Source organism: Niallia sp. CD-39 (assembly GCF_059874745.1).
Map to the genome: position 1 here is coordinate 25,224 of NZ_JCBCPS010000003.1, position 13,673 is coordinate 38,896.

17 protein-coding genes are annotated in these 13,673 nt (G+C 36.1%); 12 read left to right on the forward strand and 5 right to left on the reverse strand.

Translation table 11 applies throughout. The features are described from left to right. Positions 1 to 4: 4 nt before the first annotated feature. Complete coding sequence (locus AC6F34_RS08510) at positions 5 to 472, forward strand: DUF420 domain-containing protein (RefSeq protein ID WP_500771035.1); 468 nt, start codon at positions 5 to 7, stop codon at positions 470 to 472. Positions 473 to 534: 62 nt separating this feature from the next. Here the strand turns inward: AC6F34_RS08510 and AC6F34_RS08515 are convergent, their stop codons facing one another. Continuing rightward, complete coding sequence (locus AC6F34_RS08515; RefSeq protein ID WP_500771037.1) at positions 535 to 894, reverse strand: YugN family protein; 360 nt, start codon at positions 892 to 894, stop codon at positions 535 to 537. A 274-nt stretch (positions 895 to 1,168) separates the two neighbouring features. Between AC6F34_RS08515 and AC6F34_RS08520 the strand changes: the two genes are divergently transcribed. After that, positions 1,169 to 2,227 (forward strand): CAP domain-containing protein, encoded by a 1,059-nt coding sequence (locus AC6F34_RS08520; RefSeq protein ID WP_500771039.1) that lies wholly within the window; start codon positions 1,169 to 1,171, stop codon positions 2,225 to 2,227. A 41-nt stretch (positions 2,228 to 2,268) separates the two neighbouring features. On the opposite strand, the gene AC6F34_RS08525 is transcribed toward AC6F34_RS08520, so the two are convergent. Further along, positions 2,269 to 2,631, reverse strand: a complete 363-nt coding sequence (locus tag AC6F34_RS08525; protein ID WP_500771041.1) for a hypothetical protein — start codon at positions 2,629 to 2,631, stop codon at positions 2,269 to 2,271. Between the two features lie 163 nt (positions 2,632 to 2,794). Here AC6F34_RS08525 and ylbD point away from each other — a divergent pair, with 163 nt between their 5' ends. The 5 genes from ylbD to AC6F34_RS08550 all read left to right on the forward strand — a co-directional run bounded on the left by ylbD (position 2,795) and on the right by AC6F34_RS08550 (position 4,949). Further along, positions 2,795 to 3,205 carry a spore coat protein YlbD gene (gene ylbD, locus AC6F34_RS08530; protein ID WP_500771043.1) on the forward strand — a complete coding sequence of 137 codons (411 nt, stop codon included), beginning with the start codon at positions 2,795 to 2,797 and terminating at the stop codon, positions 3,203 to 3,205. Positions 3,206 to 3,213: 8 nt separating this feature from the next. After that, positions 3,214 to 3,450 (forward strand): YlbE-like family protein, encoded by a 237-nt coding sequence (locus AC6F34_RS08535; protein ID WP_500771045.1) that lies wholly within the window; start codon positions 3,214 to 3,216, stop codon positions 3,448 to 3,450. A gap of 146 nt (positions 3,451 to 3,596) precedes the next feature. Then, positions 3,597 to 4,022 (forward strand): hypothetical protein, encoded by a 426-nt coding sequence (locus AC6F34_RS08540; protein ID WP_500771047.1) that lies wholly within the window; start codon positions 3,597 to 3,599, stop codon positions 4,020 to 4,022. A gap of 78 nt (positions 4,023 to 4,100) precedes the next feature. Continuing rightward, positions 4,101 to 4,538 carry a YlbF/YmcA family competence regulator gene (locus tag AC6F34_RS08545; RefSeq protein ID WP_500771049.1) on the forward strand — a complete coding sequence of 146 codons (438 nt, stop codon included), beginning with the start codon at positions 4,101 to 4,103 and terminating at the stop codon, positions 4,536 to 4,538. 135 nt (positions 4,539 to 4,673) lie between these two features. After that, positions 4,674 to 4,949 carry a YlbG family protein gene (locus AC6F34_RS08550; RefSeq protein WP_500771051.1) on the forward strand — a complete coding sequence of 92 codons (276 nt, stop codon included), beginning with the start codon at positions 4,674 to 4,676 and terminating at the stop codon, positions 4,947 to 4,949. 69 nt (positions 4,950 to 5,018) lie between these two features. Here AC6F34_RS08550 and AC6F34_RS08555 read toward each other — a convergent pair whose 3' ends face one another. Then, a complete protein-coding gene (locus AC6F34_RS08555) occupies positions 5,019 to 5,408 on the reverse strand; it encodes a DUF7147 family protein (protein WP_500771053.1) in 390 nt (129 codons plus the stop codon). A gap of 184 nt (positions 5,409 to 5,592) precedes the next feature. On the opposite strand from AC6F34_RS08555, the gene AC6F34_RS08560 reads away from it, so the two are divergent. From AC6F34_RS08560 to coaD, 3 genes are all read left to right on the forward strand, one after another. Further along, positions 5,593 to 6,996 carry a hypothetical protein gene (locus AC6F34_RS08560; RefSeq protein ID WP_500771055.1) on the forward strand — a complete coding sequence of 468 codons (1,404 nt, stop codon included), beginning with the start codon at positions 5,593 to 5,595 and terminating at the stop codon, positions 6,994 to 6,996. A gap of 342 nt (positions 6,997 to 7,338) precedes the next feature. Then, on the forward strand, positions 7,339 to 7,893 hold the full coding sequence (gene rsmD, locus AC6F34_RS08565) for a 16S rRNA (guanine(966)-N(2))-methyltransferase RsmD (RefSeq protein WP_500771056.1): 555 nt from the start codon (positions 7,339 to 7,341) through the stop codon (positions 7,891 to 7,893). Between the two features lie 45 nt (positions 7,894 to 7,938). Continuing rightward, positions 7,939 to 8,424: a pantetheine-phosphate adenylyltransferase gene (coaD, locus tag AC6F34_RS08570; protein WP_500771058.1), complete on the forward strand. Its 486-nt coding sequence runs from the start codon at positions 7,939 to 7,941 to the stop codon at positions 8,422 to 8,424. A 77-nt stretch (positions 8,425 to 8,501) separates the two neighbouring features. Here coaD and spoVV read toward each other — a convergent pair whose 3' ends face one another. Continuing rightward, complete coding sequence (gene spoVV / locus AC6F34_RS08575; RefSeq protein ID WP_500771060.1) at positions 8,502 to 9,704, reverse strand: dipicolinic acid transporter SpoVV; 1,203 nt, start codon at positions 9,702 to 9,704, stop codon at positions 8,502 to 8,504. A gap of 193 nt (positions 9,705 to 9,897) precedes the next feature. Here spoVV and AC6F34_RS08580 point away from each other — a divergent pair, with 193 nt between their 5' ends. Continuing rightward, positions 9,898 to 10,686, forward strand: coding sequence for a patatin-like phospholipase family protein (locus AC6F34_RS08580; RefSeq protein WP_500771062.1), 789 nt, complete (start codon positions 9,898 to 9,900; stop codon positions 10,684 to 10,686). Then, positions 10,683 to 11,705 carry a SepM family pheromone-processing serine protease gene (locus AC6F34_RS08585; protein ID WP_500771064.1) on the forward strand — a complete coding sequence of 341 codons (1,023 nt, stop codon included), beginning with the start codon at positions 10,683 to 10,685 and terminating at the stop codon, positions 11,703 to 11,705. The genes AC6F34_RS08580 and AC6F34_RS08585 overlap by 4 nt, the downstream gene beginning before the upstream one ends. A gap of 512 nt (positions 11,706 to 12,217) precedes the next feature. Here the strand turns inward: AC6F34_RS08585 and AC6F34_RS08590 are convergent. Further along, positions 12,218 to 13,447 (reverse strand): nucleotidyltransferase, encoded by a 1,230-nt coding sequence (locus AC6F34_RS08590; protein WP_500771066.1) that lies wholly within the window; start codon positions 13,445 to 13,447, stop codon positions 12,218 to 12,220. Between the last annotated feature and the right edge of the window lie 226 nt (positions 13,448 to 13,673).

Consider the following 13,673-nt stretch of genomic DNA (forward strand, 5'->3'; position numbering starts at 1 on the left):
ATTCATGGAACATTCTTTGCCTTTACTACCTACAATTAGTACGTTTTTTATTGTGCTAAGTGCAATCATGGTTGCAATTGGATGGGTTCAAATTAGCAAACGTAAGTTGGACGCGCATAAATTTTCAATGACATTAGCTGGTATTTTTGCGGTCATCTTTTTTATTATCTATGCAAGCCGAACAATCTTTGTTGGAAATACAGCATTTGGTGGCCCAGATGATATTAAGATTTATTACACAATCTTTTTGATTTTCCATATTACATTGGCGACAATAGGAGCGGTTTTGGGGATTAGTTCTCTATATACTGGCTACAAAAACAAACTAGCTAGACACCGTAAATTAGGCCCGATTTCAAGTGTTGTCTGGTTCTTTACAGCAATTACAGGTGTAGCTGTTTATCTTCTATTATATGTCTTTTACCATGGCGGTGAAACGACGTCAGTCATTAAGGCTATTTTAGGATTATAAGAATGTGTGCACATGAAAGCCCGGAGAGGAGCAATCCTTCCGGGCTTTTCTATATGTTGCTATTAATTAGCAAATACTTCTACTTCTTTTTTTACGTCAGCTAGAATCTTTTCACATTGAGAGACTAATGTTTTTGGAAAACTCTCTCCCTCACCGTATTCAACACCATGTGGGTAATAATGCTTTCCTAATAAAGGTGTCTTAATTTGCATTGTAGCAGAATGCGCTCCAACATCGCCTTCTACTGCATAGGCTAGAATACGTAAGTAAAATACACCATCTTTTAATTCAAACTTTCGATCGTATGTAACTCGCTCATAATCCCATTGCTCAGCACGTATTAGGCCGTGAGAAGTCATTACTTCGTCTAGTCTAGTTAAATCTGCTTTAAATTGTTCTAAACCAGTGTTTTCAAATTTCATTTGAAGTCCCTCCTAAAATCCATACATTGAAAACTGTTCGTATGTATAAAAAAATTGATTTATACAGACTCATCTCAAATTTAATAATAGTTTAAAAAGGAAAAAGTTGCAATGTCTACTAAAGAAAATCCCGAACAATGTTGTTTAAAAGATATGAAACATGTCTCTTAGTTTTCCCTACTTCGAAAAAGAAATGAGATATTTACGACTATTTTTATTTCTAGTTCATATAAATAGTACTAGAATTTTACATTGTCAGAGGAGGGAATACAAATTGAAGTCTTACGGGATAATCATTACTGCATTTATTGTACTGATATTATTAATTATACAAATTGAAAACAAAGAAGAAGAAGAGGTCACAACGAAAGAGGAGCTACTCTCTCATTCTGAGGAGGTAAGTGACAATGAACAAGAATTGGAATCAGAAGAGTTGCCATCGAAAGGTGCTTTTACGTATATTGGACATTCAGCGGATGAGCTATTGCAGTTGTTTGGAGAACCTGTTCGAAGGGATCCATCCTTATATGATTATAATTGGTGGGTGTATCCAATCAGTTACACGGAATATATACAATTTGGACTTATTGATGATGAGGTAGTAACCACTTTTGTTACAGGGAAGGATAGTGATGTTAATCCGTTTTCAATTGGAGAATCACGTGAAAGCATTGAGGAGTCCATCACATTCGAGCAGAGAATGAACGTTCATGTGAGAGGAAGTAATTATCGATTCGAACTGAGTGAAGAAGAACTATTGGTTCGACCGATTATCAAATTAGGAGATGTTTTTGGAATCTTATACTTCGACCAGATGGAGCAAACATTATCTAGTATACGAATTATTACGGGTGATGCTCTTGTAAAAATGAGGCCATATGAAATGGTGTATCGCGGGGAATTGTTGGAACCAAAGAAAAGAACGCTTGAAGAAGAAAAGGAAGTAGAATTAGGAAAGCAAAAGCAAATCTTTGACCTTACAAATATAATTAGAGTTCGACATGATCTTGAACCATTAAAATGGGATGAAGAAACTTCGAATATTGCTTATTCACATAGCAAAGAAATGTATGACACGAATCAATTTTCACATGTTTCAGAGCAACAAGGGGAACTTGCAGATCGATTAACAAATGAAGGCATATTATATTTATCTGCGGGTGAAAACATAGCTGCAAACTATATAGATGCACCTGCAGTTGTCGAAGGATGGTTAAACAGTGAAAGTCATAGAGAAAGTCTTTTGCATGATGGATTCACTCATCTTGGTGTGGGAGTATATAAAAGGCATTATACTCAAAACTTTATTGAGAAATGGGAAGATGTGCACTAAGCTATGCGTGGAGTATTATAGCCACGCATAGTGGCTTTAGTCTAGTTTGTGGGCACATATTCTACTCTACTAATTTGAAAATACTCATGAATCCAGTTTCCGTAAAGTCGAGCTTGATCACCAATTTTCACATTTAACTTATTGTCATCATATGGATGCTTAACTATCTTTTTTGCCACATGTACAGTGTAAGATTCTTTAATATGTATTTCGATTACGTACACATACAACCCATAGTGAAAATGTTCTTTTGTTTCGGATAAATATGTAATTGTCCCATCAATGAAGGAGTCTTCTTTTACATTGTTAAGGGATTCCCATTGTTGTTTGTACTTTTTACGCTCTCTCAAAGTAATGATAAAGAAATAAATGCAAATGATGGGTATGACGATCGCCGTTACCATTTTCTACACAGCCCCCTTTACTACATAATTAGACGAGAAGCTTTACTTGTATCGTATCATTCTTAAAGAAAAAAATGAATAGCGGTATGCTGTAGAACAATCACCCATTTCGTTTGGATTACATATTGTATACTAGGCATTTGTAATGAGCGGGGTGAGAAAAGTGAGTAAGAAGAAGCTGCATCCTTCAATTATACAGTTTAAACAGTTCGTTAAAGAACATCCTCAAGTACTCGATGAAGTGAAGGATGGAAGGCGGACACTTCAAGAAATATATGAGGAATGGTACTTGTTAGGTGATGAAGATACAAGGTGGAAGAAGGACCGTGTCACAGGGGAGAACGCTAGTGATACAACTTTAGATGATGGCCAGCCCGAATGGATGAAAACAGTGTTAAACTCTGTAAAAAACGTCGATGTTCAACAAATGCAAGGCTATGTGAGTAATTTAAGTCAGGCGCTAGGCGCAATTCAAGGAGTATTAGGCAGCTTTACTGGAAGCACTGTTGGAGGTGCGGCTACTGCAAAGAAAGCAGAGTCCAAACCAAATCCGTTTGGGTTTAGAAAGGATTAGGTGTGAAGATGAGAAGAGAGGTTCGCGAGTATATCGAACAAAATGCTGAATTGAAAAAATTCATTAGAGAGCAGCCCTCATGGTATCGTATTCTAACTAGAAACCCAATGGACCTTAATAAATTTGAAATTGCTTCCCTGCACTTTCATAAAAAAACAATCCCAGATCATGTTCAAAAGTTCTCAAATGGTGTCCAAGTTGCTTCTTTAATGATGGGTATGTTTCAAGCGATGAATCAAAAGTAGTTCTGGGCACATAATGCCAACAATGCCACATAAAGTGGTGTTGTTGGTAATCTACTGTTTGAAGAGTACAGATAAACTTGTTCTTCGATTATTTCATAGTGAATAGGTAAACACTATCCTCAAAAGATATAGAGGATGTGTTTCTCATGAATAAACGTGCTTCTTTATTAATTGTCTTATTGCTATCGTTTTGTTTAGTAGGATGTACGAAGGAAATACCGGTTCCTGAGTCAGAAGTAAAGGTCGAGCAGGTTTCACTTGGACAAGTAGAAGAAAGTGCACTTGCCAGTGTCATGCAGCTTAAACAGAATGAAGAGGATCCATTTTATACAAATTATCAATTGAAAGGGAACGATGTTTTAATCGAATGTGTAGTGCCTCAGTATAGCTTTAGAAAAGAAAAAGGAGGTGCGAAGATTCACGTATATGTGAATGGAAAAAAAGTAGAAGAGGTGTCCACAGCTGCCTTTGTGTTGAAAAATATGCCAACAGGTGTACATACGATTCGCTTAGATGTTGTGCAACCTAAAAAGGAAAAGCTTACAAAACATGTAACCGTACAAGTCTCTTAGTAAGTTTTCTTAGTTAGTTGAACTCTTTTGAAATCAAGAGTTTCATGATAAAATGAAAAAACGGAGGTGAGCCAATAAATGCTTGCTACTTTTGAAAGGGTACAAATATTAGATTTAGCGGATGAAATTTCAGCAATGATTGTAGATTCGACTGATGCAAAGCATTACAAAGAATGCTTAGTGAAGCTGCAAACAAATATAGATACTCAAAGAAAAATCCGCAATTTTGTTGAGATGAAAGAGCGGTATGAGGAAGTTCAGCGCTTCGGTAAATACCACCCTGATTATAAACATGTTATGACATCAATACGACAATATAAGAGAGAAATGGACATGGATGAGCATGTTGCTCAGTTTCGTAAAGCAGAAAATCAACTACAAGATCTTCTAGATGAAGTAAGTGTCCTCATTGGGCATTCTGTTTCAGATTATATAAAGGTACCAACTGGGAATTTGTTTTTCTCAAGTTGTTCTGGAGGTTGTGGTTCAGGTGGGGGCTGCAGTTGTTCAGCATAATTGAAATCGGCATGACTTTAGTCATGCCGCTCTCTTTTTCTGAATAAAATTAAAAAAGTGGGAAAAACCTAGATTGCCTCGTTATTGCGATTATGCTAGACTAATTAAAAGATTGTACGTTTGTGAGGTAGATATATGATTGGGCAAAGACAGGGAATAATTGTCTGGCTTTATACGTTAAAACAAGCCAAAATGTTAAGAAGATTCGGAAATGTACATTACGTCTCCAAAAAACTAAAGTATGTCGTCGTTTATTGTGACATGAATGATGTAGAGTCGATTATGGATAAACTCAATTCTTTTTCCTTCGTTAAAAAAGTTGAGCCTTCCTACAAGCCATTTTTAAAAATGGAGTTTGAAAACTCATTGCCAGATAAGGCAAAAGAGTACGATTATAAAATGGGGATTTAAGCCAACAATTAGGAATTTTATAGACAAAGTCGAAATTCGACTTTGTCTATTTGTTTATAAGAATAAGTATTAATGCAAAGGCGGAAGATAGTGATTTAAACGAAGAATGCCGATTAAGTATTGATAATAAAGGTCTTTATCAGCAAATATTGTCGAAGGTTTAACCGAAATCTCAATAATTGGGTGATTCAATTCCTTCGCAATTTTTTCAAACAGTCCATATCTTTTATTTGAACCGTCTTGCATATATGGAATGCCTTCTCTACAAATATAGATTGGTAGGAAATTGCCTTCCTCTGCATTTTGCAATATGATTGCAAGCGACATTTTATCCTGATTATTTATCGTTGTTTTTAAGACGAGCATGAATTTGATTCGATCTTCATTACGCTTTGCTACTTCCATTAATTCATATAGGTCAGAGTAACCTTCACCAAGTTCAATGAAACGTTGTATCATCAGTATACCTCCTTATGAAAAACTACCTACATACTGTATCATTTTCAAATAGAAAAGAGAAGAGAAGGTTTTGCTACTTTTAACAGAAATTCTACAAATTTTGATTTATTTTTGCAATTTATATGTGCAGGACATCCCACTTTTTGTTATTGTTAATATAATAGGACAATAAAGGGGATTTACTATGTGGAGAGTATTTTGTCTCATATTTATTTCGCTCAGTACTTCTATAGCAGGAATGTTATTATGGCAATGGAATGCATATTCTGAGCACAATGACCCGGAAAACTATGAGGTTCAACAAGTAGAACAGATTGTCTCAATTGATGCCTTCAAAAATGAACTACATATTCAACAAACAATATCAGGATTACATATAGATCAACAAAATGAAATTATTGTCCCTGAAATGATTGATAGTTGGACATGCATAACCGACGAAGGGGAGCCATGTTTAGAAGAAGGAAAAACAACCATTTCTCAAGTCGAAAACATCACCTTTCAATATAGCATTCCTTTCACTCGAGAATCAAAACCAGCTTCATTAGCGGATTGGAAAATTGAAATAGCAGATGTTCAAACGTCTAAAATGGAAATAGGAGTGACTGAACATGTGTTTCGTGATAGTGGATGGGCTACCTCTTTACCAGCTAAGGGTAACGTACAGAAGGAGTTTATTGATTATTATTTGTTTGAGGGGAAAAGCAAGGAAGCGAGTCTTTACTGGCAACCAGCGCCATTGCATTTTGTGAAAGCAAAAGGAAATATTGGGATTTACAGTGAAAAGCAGCAAGATCTTACCTTACCTTCAATTCATGAGTTAAATGACTTTCCTTATACAACTGTAGTTGTAACAAACTATAAGAGTGGAAAGATCGGAAATGATTTATTTGTTGTGAATGAAAAATCACTAGATGAGATTGAACAGTTTTTAATACGTCAGTACTATTATAATAAATTTGACCATCTTTCTTTAGAGGGGGATTGGTTAACAGATTTATTTACATCTTTTGCTCTTAAGGAGAAACCAACAGATCCAAAGGCAGTTGCGGTTTATAGCGAGTTAGAAACAGAGCTAACTGAAGAGGAAATGACTTTATTCTTTAACACATTTAAACAAGAGTCTGGAAAATATAATCTTGCTAAGCTAGATCAATCTCTTACAAATATTAAAGGATTAAGGACATCATTTTTTGCCTTGAATGGTCAATCAGATGGGAATGTTCCGCTTTTTTATTATGATGATCGCCAACTTTCTTTTAATGATGAAACAATTGAAAATATAGACCTTGTTTATGATAATGCAAATAGCCGTTTGTTTCCCTTTGTAGAGACGATGAAAATGTTAGGGTACAGTGTTGAAGTTATTGGCGAGGAATCGATTTTCTTAGAGAAAGGATCAAATTCTTATCGTTTTTACTTCAATCAAACGTATTTCGTTTACAATGAAGAATACTATGGCTTGTTACAGAAGCCGTTGCAAACATTAAACAGCACGTATTATATTGAAAAGCAATGGTTGCAATCGATCTTTAATATTCTCATTGAAGAGGATGAAACATCGGTTCAAATCTACAGCATTTTTTAATCCATTGACTTTTTACACGAATAAAAAAAAGAAAACCCTGCAGTCAAACTGCAGGGTCCTTCTATATCCATCCTTGGATAGAAGGCAAAGGGAGAGGAGAAACCGGAGGAAGAACTTATGGGGAAACGTAAGTCTTCTCCGCGGTTGGCAACAACATCTTCGCTTAGATGCTGTTAATTACATTATTTCCAAGAACAATTGCCTTATACACGTCTTGTTTAATTTAATTAGAAATAAATGACAGTATTTATTTGTGATTGCGCTTTCAAAAAGAGAGTGGTGTATGTCTTGGAAATATGATAGGATATTGGGGAAAAATGAAAAAATCGTGGTGATTATAAAATGCGGATTGTTTCAGGTATACATAAAGGAAAATCATTAAAAGCTGTTCCTGGTACTTCTACAAGACCAACGACAGACAAAGTAAAAGAATCGATCTTTAATATGGTTGGACCATATTTTAATGGGGGTATTTGTCTAGACTTGTTCGCAGGCAGTGGAGGATTAGCAATCGAGGCATTGAGCCGAGGTATCGAACAGGCCATTTTGGTCGATCGTGATCGCTATGCCATTCAAACCATTCATGAAAATGTAGAATCATGTGGTTTAGATTCAGTTGTAGAGATTTATCGGAACGACGCTGAGAGAGCACTAAAAGCTATTGTTAAAAGAGAATTAATCTTTGACTTGATTTTTCTTGACCCTCCGTATAAAAAACAACAACTCATCAGGTTGTTAGAAAAAATACAGGAATCAGCTTTACTAAAAGATGAAGGGATAATTGTTTGCGAACATGGTTCAGAGGTGTCCTTGCCAGATGAAGTAGGAAATCTGCAACGTTCACGCAATGAAAAATATGGGATGACGACAATCTCTATCTATAAAAAAGTGCAATGATTCAGATGACACATCGTTCAAGATAGCAAGGGGGATGCATTGGGAATGAGTAGGATAGCTGTTTGCCCAGGGAGTTTTGATCCAATTACATTTGGACATTTAGACATTATTAAAAGGGGTGCAAAGGTTTTTGATGAATTATATGTTGTAGTATTAAATAATTCATCTAAGAATCCATTGTTTAATTCAGACGAAAGAATTGAATTAATAAAAGAAGTAACAAAGGATATACCAAATGTAAAGGTTGATAGCTTCCAAGGTCTGTTAATGGATTATGCGAAAAGTGTGAATGCACATGCGATTATTCGGGGGTTACGTGCAGTATCAGATTTTGAATATGAAATGCAAATAACATCTATGAATCGTGTATTAAATGATGAAATTGAAACTTTTTTCGTAATGACGAATAACCAATATTCGTTTTTAAGTTCAAGTATTGTGAAGGAAGTTGCAAAATACAATGCAGATGTTTCAGAACTCGTCCCGAAAGTAGTAGAAGAAGCGTTAATCAAAAAATTCAAGAAAAAATAACTTTTTATAATAATATTCCTAAAAAAAGATCAAGTGTGCAGAAACGATGCATCCTTGATCTTTTCTTTTTTTAGTTTCTATTTAGAATGATTTAATCTTCTGAAGAGGATGATACTATACAGGCATAATGCAGAAATTGTGATGATTGGACCGAATTTAACCATATACATAAACCAAGTTGTCATCCCATCTCCAAAGACAGGTACATGTGAGGGTTCATTTTTGGTTGCGATTCTTTCATAAACAGGCTTCCATAAAATGAACGTATAAATGGCTGCAAACATACAATGTAGTATTCTAGCAAAAAAGTATGGTTTAAAGCGAATATCTGTTTGTGCTAAAATGCTTGCAACTTGTGCCTGTACACTAAAGCCACTAAATGCTAGAATCATGCTTACAAAAATAGCTTGTATCATTAAACTAGAATGTTCAACTTGGCTTGTCATTTGGCTACCAAGTGTAATTTCGAACAAGCCTGAGATAAATGGAAGACTGATTTCTTTTGATACTTGGAAAAATGGAAGGAAAATTTCAATTATTTTAGCAATAATTACTGTAATTCCGATGTGAAACAAAAGTTTGTTTAAGACGGAGAATAAGATAATAAATCCACCGATCATTAATAATGTTTGAATGGATGAAGTTACTGCATCACCTAAGAGCTTTCCAATCGGGCGGTTGTCCTTAAGCCTTGTTTCATGTAATGCACGAAACGCAATTTTTAACGTACTCTTTTTATCAGCAGTTTGCTTTTGAATGGGGTTGTTTTTTCCGTAGAATCGCATGCATAACCCAACAGAAATATTCCCTAAATAATGAGCAAGAGCTAAAATAATGCCTAATTTCGCATTATCAAAAAAGCCTACAGCTACTGCTCCAAAAATGAAAAGAGGGTTGGAGCTATTTGTAAAAGAAACAAGTCTTTCCGCTTCTACTCTTGTTAATTGTCCTTCTTGACGTAGCCGCGTTGTTAACTTTGCTCCAGAAGGAAACCCAGATGCCATTCCCATTGCCATAACAAACCCACCAACTCCAGGAACTTTAAACAAAGGTCTCATTAATGGTTCTAATAAAACACCAATGAAGCGAACGACACCAAAGCCAATCAACATCTCTGAAATGATAAAGAATGGAAGTAAAGATGGAAAAACAATTTCCCACCACATATTTAATCCTCTTATTGAAGCATTCACACTTTCTTGTGGAAACGATATTAGTGAGAGTGCCATAAGAGTGACGGAAGATGCTAAAACAATTGTTTTTAGCTTTGAGCGGAACAAATATGTTGCCTCCCTTACTATGTAACTTACTATACAGTAGAATTTAAGAAGTGTTAAAATAATGTTATTATTTCCAAGCTATGATTCATTGCATTACATGGCATGTCCTCATATTAATCAATATACTCATCCATTTAGGAAATAGACCATGTTCTTATAAGCCATTTATTTTAATCAAAGGAGGTGAAATCTCTTGAATCGTCCGAAAATAGGTCTTGCCCTTGGCTCGGGAGGAGCAAGAGGTTTTGCACACCTTGGTGTCATTAAAGTTTTACGTGATGAAGGCATTCCAATTGATTATATTGCTGGCAGCAGCATGGGCGCGATGGTAGCAACCTTCTATGGGGCTGGTCAAGATATCGATCGATTATATAAGTTAACGACATTTTTCAGGAGAAAGTACTATCTTGACTTTACTGTACCAAAGATGGGGTTTATTTCTGGTAAGAAAGTAAAGGAATTAATACGAGTATTTACTCATGGGAAAAATATTGAAGATTTAGATATCCCGGTTCGAGTTGTAGCTACTGACTTAAAAGCCGGAGAAAAGGTAATCTTTGATAAAGGCCCGATTGCAGAGGCTGTCAGAGCGAGTATCTCGATCCCAGGAATCTTTGTGCCGGAAAAGATTGAAGGTCGTTTGCTTGTCGATGGAGGAGTAATTGATCGCGTGCCGGTGTCAGTCGTAAAAGATATGGGTGCTGATATTGTCATTGCTGTGGATGTGTCGCAAGTAAAACAAAATGCAGAAATCAATTCGATTTATGATGTCATCATGCAAAGTTTGGACATTTTACAAATGGAACTTGTTTCGAATCGTGAAATTGCCTCAGATGTCATGATAAAACCGAATGTGGAGATGTATAGCTCAAAGGCATTCACTAATATTGATGAAATCATTCAAGTTGGGGAAAAAATAACAAAGGATCATATAAAAGAAATTAAATCCTGTATCATTAAGTGGGGGGAGAAGAAGAAATGAAAAAAAGAAAGCTATTATCAAGGTCAATCGTCATTATCGCCATATTGATGATGGTTGGTTCAATATATAAGCTGCCATATTATGTTTCTAAGCCTGGTATGGCACAGGAGCTTGCTCCAATTGTTTCAGTTGATAATGGATATGATGAAGAAGGAAGTTTCATGCTCACAACGGTTCGAATGGGAAGAGCGAATATCTATACATATTTGTCTACAAAACTGCGGAACTACCATGAACTACATGAGCTGAATGAGGTGCGTAGAGAAGATGAATCCGAAGAGGAATATCAAGTACGGCAGTTATATTTAATGGATTCATCAAAAACAGCAGCAATTGAAGTTGCTTATAAACATGCAGGTTTTCCAGTAGATTATGATTATAAAGGTGTATACGTGCTGAACGTGATGGAGGGTATGCCTGCTGATGGCGTTCTTCTACCTGGAGATCGGATAACAAATGTAAACGGGAAGCCCTTTGAGTCTTCTGAACAATTTATTGAGCTTGTGTCATCTAAGCAAGAAAATGAAGAGATTTCTTTAACCATTGTTAGGAAAGAACGCATAATGGAAGAGACGCTTACACTTATAACGATTCCAGCAACGAACAAGCCAGGTGTAGGAATTTCATTAGTCAATGATAAAGAGGTCATTGTAGAACCAAAGGTAACAGTTGAAACAGAACGAATTGGTGGACCTTCTGCTGGGTTTATGTTCTCCTTAGAAATATATAATCAATTAACAGAAGAAGACATTACAAGAGGCTATGACATCGCTGGAACAGGGACGATTTCCTCTGAGGGTGTTGTCGGTCGCATAGGTGGTGTGGAGCAAAAGATCGTAGCTGCACATAATTCTAATGCTGATTATTTCTTTGCACCAAATGAAGGCAATCGAGAAGATTCCAATTATCAAGCAGCAGTGAAGGTTGCTGAGGATATTGGAACAGATATGATCATAGTGCCGATTGAAACATTTGAAGATGCCATCCAATTTTTAATGAATTTAGAACCGAAATCATAAGTGAAAAGATGAGGCTACCTGAAGTAATGAGATTGTATTCAAAGTCGATTACCGGCTTTGGCTACATGTTTTTAAAGAGGAATTATTAATAATAAGCGAAGGCCTAAAGAATGCCTTGAAAACGCTTGTCAAACTAAGCGAGCAGTCAAATGAAGAGCAGAAAAGAACACAAGGTTCATGAGAGGACTTTGGTGCTAAACAACGACGTATGCCTGCGTTTATTGTTAACAGTCTGAGGACTGCAGCTTACCTGCAGTCTTTTTTTATAAGATAAGAAAGTAAAATTTCGAAATGAAAAGATGAAGTTTCACTTTCTTGAAGTTTTACTTAATTATTCAGTGACTAGCTTCAAGCACCATCGGTTCTTTTGGTCCAGGTAAAGCCCGCAAGATAAAGTGTTTTCTTGCGGGCTTTGAATTATAGATGAGGCCATTGGACATTGATCATACAAACAGCGCCACACGCGTTATTGTTAGCTTGCATGTAGGTTGGGGCGTTACGCTTTGCTTACTTTATTCGATTTTAGTTTTTGGGATGATTTTTGGGAATTGATCAAAGTCTTCTCTCAAAAGTATGCGTTGGCTTGTAGCAACAGCAGGTAGTGCATAGACTCGACCAGCTTTTAAATCGGTATATAACAGTTCGTGTAATGTGTTTGAGACCCGTGAGATAACAGGGAGCGCGAAATCTTTTTTATGCTGATTTAAATAGATTCTACCCTCATTGGTCATGCTGAGCAATCGTAAATAACGAGTTTGGAGAGTGCTTTTTTGCATTTCTTCTTTAGTGGTATTTGTAAGAATATGTACTAAAATGCGCTGTAACCGTGTCCAAGTATAGCGTTTCGTTTTTACTTTTTTCATTAAATCCTCAAATGAGCTTGCAGATAGGGCGGCATCAAATATACGATGTTCAATCCCTTCTTCAACCTCGTAAATCCCCTGAAGTTCTTTGAGGCTAGACTGAAGGATTCGATATTTAAGGTACGGCCAATAGTTTTCCCATTGATGGAACAAACCAAATTTTTCTTTGTATTGAACGAGCAATTCAAACGTGGACAATGGCACATATTTTTGAATATCTTTTAACAGACCATCTACAGAGAATAATGCTTTACGAATGCCTGTTGCGCTTGCAATAGCTGTATCATTGAAATGTTCATCATGGTACTCAGCATGAATTCGTTTAATTGTCACAGGCTGAATCATTGCATTTTGATTTTCGACGGCTTTCATGTATTGAAGTCCAAGAATATTATTTGGCATGGATAAATTTACAAAGTCATCATTCGGATCTAGTTCTTTAAAAGCCAATGAATTGGCTTTTGGATAACTATGCCCATTGCTTAAAAATTCTTTGACTAATTGTTGGTAGTGATCATTTTGTTGCTGCATCAGGAGAAGTGTCCTTCTGAAATCATCGGCGTTTCCAGATTCACTCCCGAAGCAAAAAGAATCACATCCTACTGCCTCTAAGATCGAAATGGCTCCATCTGCAAAGATTTCAGCGTGCTGTGTAGCAAAAGCATAAGGTAATTCAAAAACTAGGTCAGCCCCCCCGTGAATGGCCATTTCTGCCCTTGTCCATTTGGATACGAGAGCAGGTTCTCCCCTTTGAAGGAAATTCCCACTCATGACAGCAATCACTAGGTCAGCTTGAGTGCTTTCTTTTGCTTTTTTTATATGGTAGGCATGTCCGTTGTGAAATGGATTGTATTCAACAACAACTCCAACTGCTTTCATCTACAAAAACTCCTTTGCTTGAAAGGCATATTTGCTTTCGGTTTCTTTCATAAAAAATAACATTTTTAGTGTTTCTTTAAAAGTATTTTTATGAATCTGTATTTAATCTAACAATCACCATTTGCAAATGATGGTCATCTTATGATAAAAAGGATATATTGAAAAAAGACAAAGACAAAATGAAAGCCTTCATTCAACCTTAAATGGAAGTGTTTTATATGTTTGA

What these genes read in the sequence shown, in the direction of transcription:
- AC6F34_RS08590 (WP_500771066.1), bottom strand. Translation starts at nt 13,447, where the DNA reads ATGAAAGCAGTTGGAGTTGTTGTTGAATACAATCCATTTCACAACGGA.
- rsmD (WP_500771056.1), top strand. Translation starts at nt 7,339, where the DNA reads ATGCGGATTGTTTCAGGTATACATAAAGGAAAATCATTAAAAGCTGTT.
- AC6F34_RS08515 (WP_500771037.1), bottom strand. Translation starts at nt 894, where the DNA reads ATGAAATTTGAAAACACTGGTTTAGAACAATTTAAAGCAGATTTAACT.
- AC6F34_RS08510 (WP_500771035.1), top strand. Translation starts at nt 5, where the DNA reads ATGGAACATTCTTTGCCTTTACTACCTACAATTAGTACGTTTTTTATT.
- AC6F34_RS08585 (WP_500771064.1), top strand. Translation starts at nt 10,683, where the DNA reads ATGAAAAAAAGAAAGCTATTATCAAGGTCAATCGTCATTATCGCCATA.
- AC6F34_RS08525 (WP_500771041.1), bottom strand. Translation starts at nt 2,631, where the DNA reads ATGGTAACGGCGATCGTCATACCCATCATTTGCATTTATTTCTTTATC.
- AC6F34_RS08550 (WP_500771051.1), top strand. Translation starts at nt 4,674, where the DNA reads ATGATTGGGCAAAGACAGGGAATAATTGTCTGGCTTTATACGTTAAAA.
- AC6F34_RS08560 (WP_500771055.1), top strand. Translation starts at nt 5,593, where the DNA reads ATGTGGAGAGTATTTTGTCTCATATTTATTTCGCTCAGTACTTCTATA.
- AC6F34_RS08540 (WP_500771047.1), top strand. Translation starts at nt 3,597, where the DNA reads ATGAATAAACGTGCTTCTTTATTAATTGTCTTATTGCTATCGTTTTGT.
- AC6F34_RS08535 (WP_500771045.1), top strand. Translation starts at nt 3,214, where the DNA reads ATGAGAAGAGAGGTTCGCGAGTATATCGAACAAAATGCTGAATTGAAA.
- AC6F34_RS08545 (WP_500771049.1), top strand. Translation starts at nt 4,101, where the DNA reads ATGCTTGCTACTTTTGAAAGGGTACAAATATTAGATTTAGCGGATGAA.
- coaD (WP_500771058.1), top strand. Translation starts at nt 7,939, where the DNA reads ATGAGTAGGATAGCTGTTTGCCCAGGGAGTTTTGATCCAATTACATTT.
- AC6F34_RS08555 (WP_500771053.1), bottom strand. Translation starts at nt 5,408, where the DNA reads ATGATACAACGTTTCATTGAACTTGGTGAAGGTTACTCTGACCTATAT.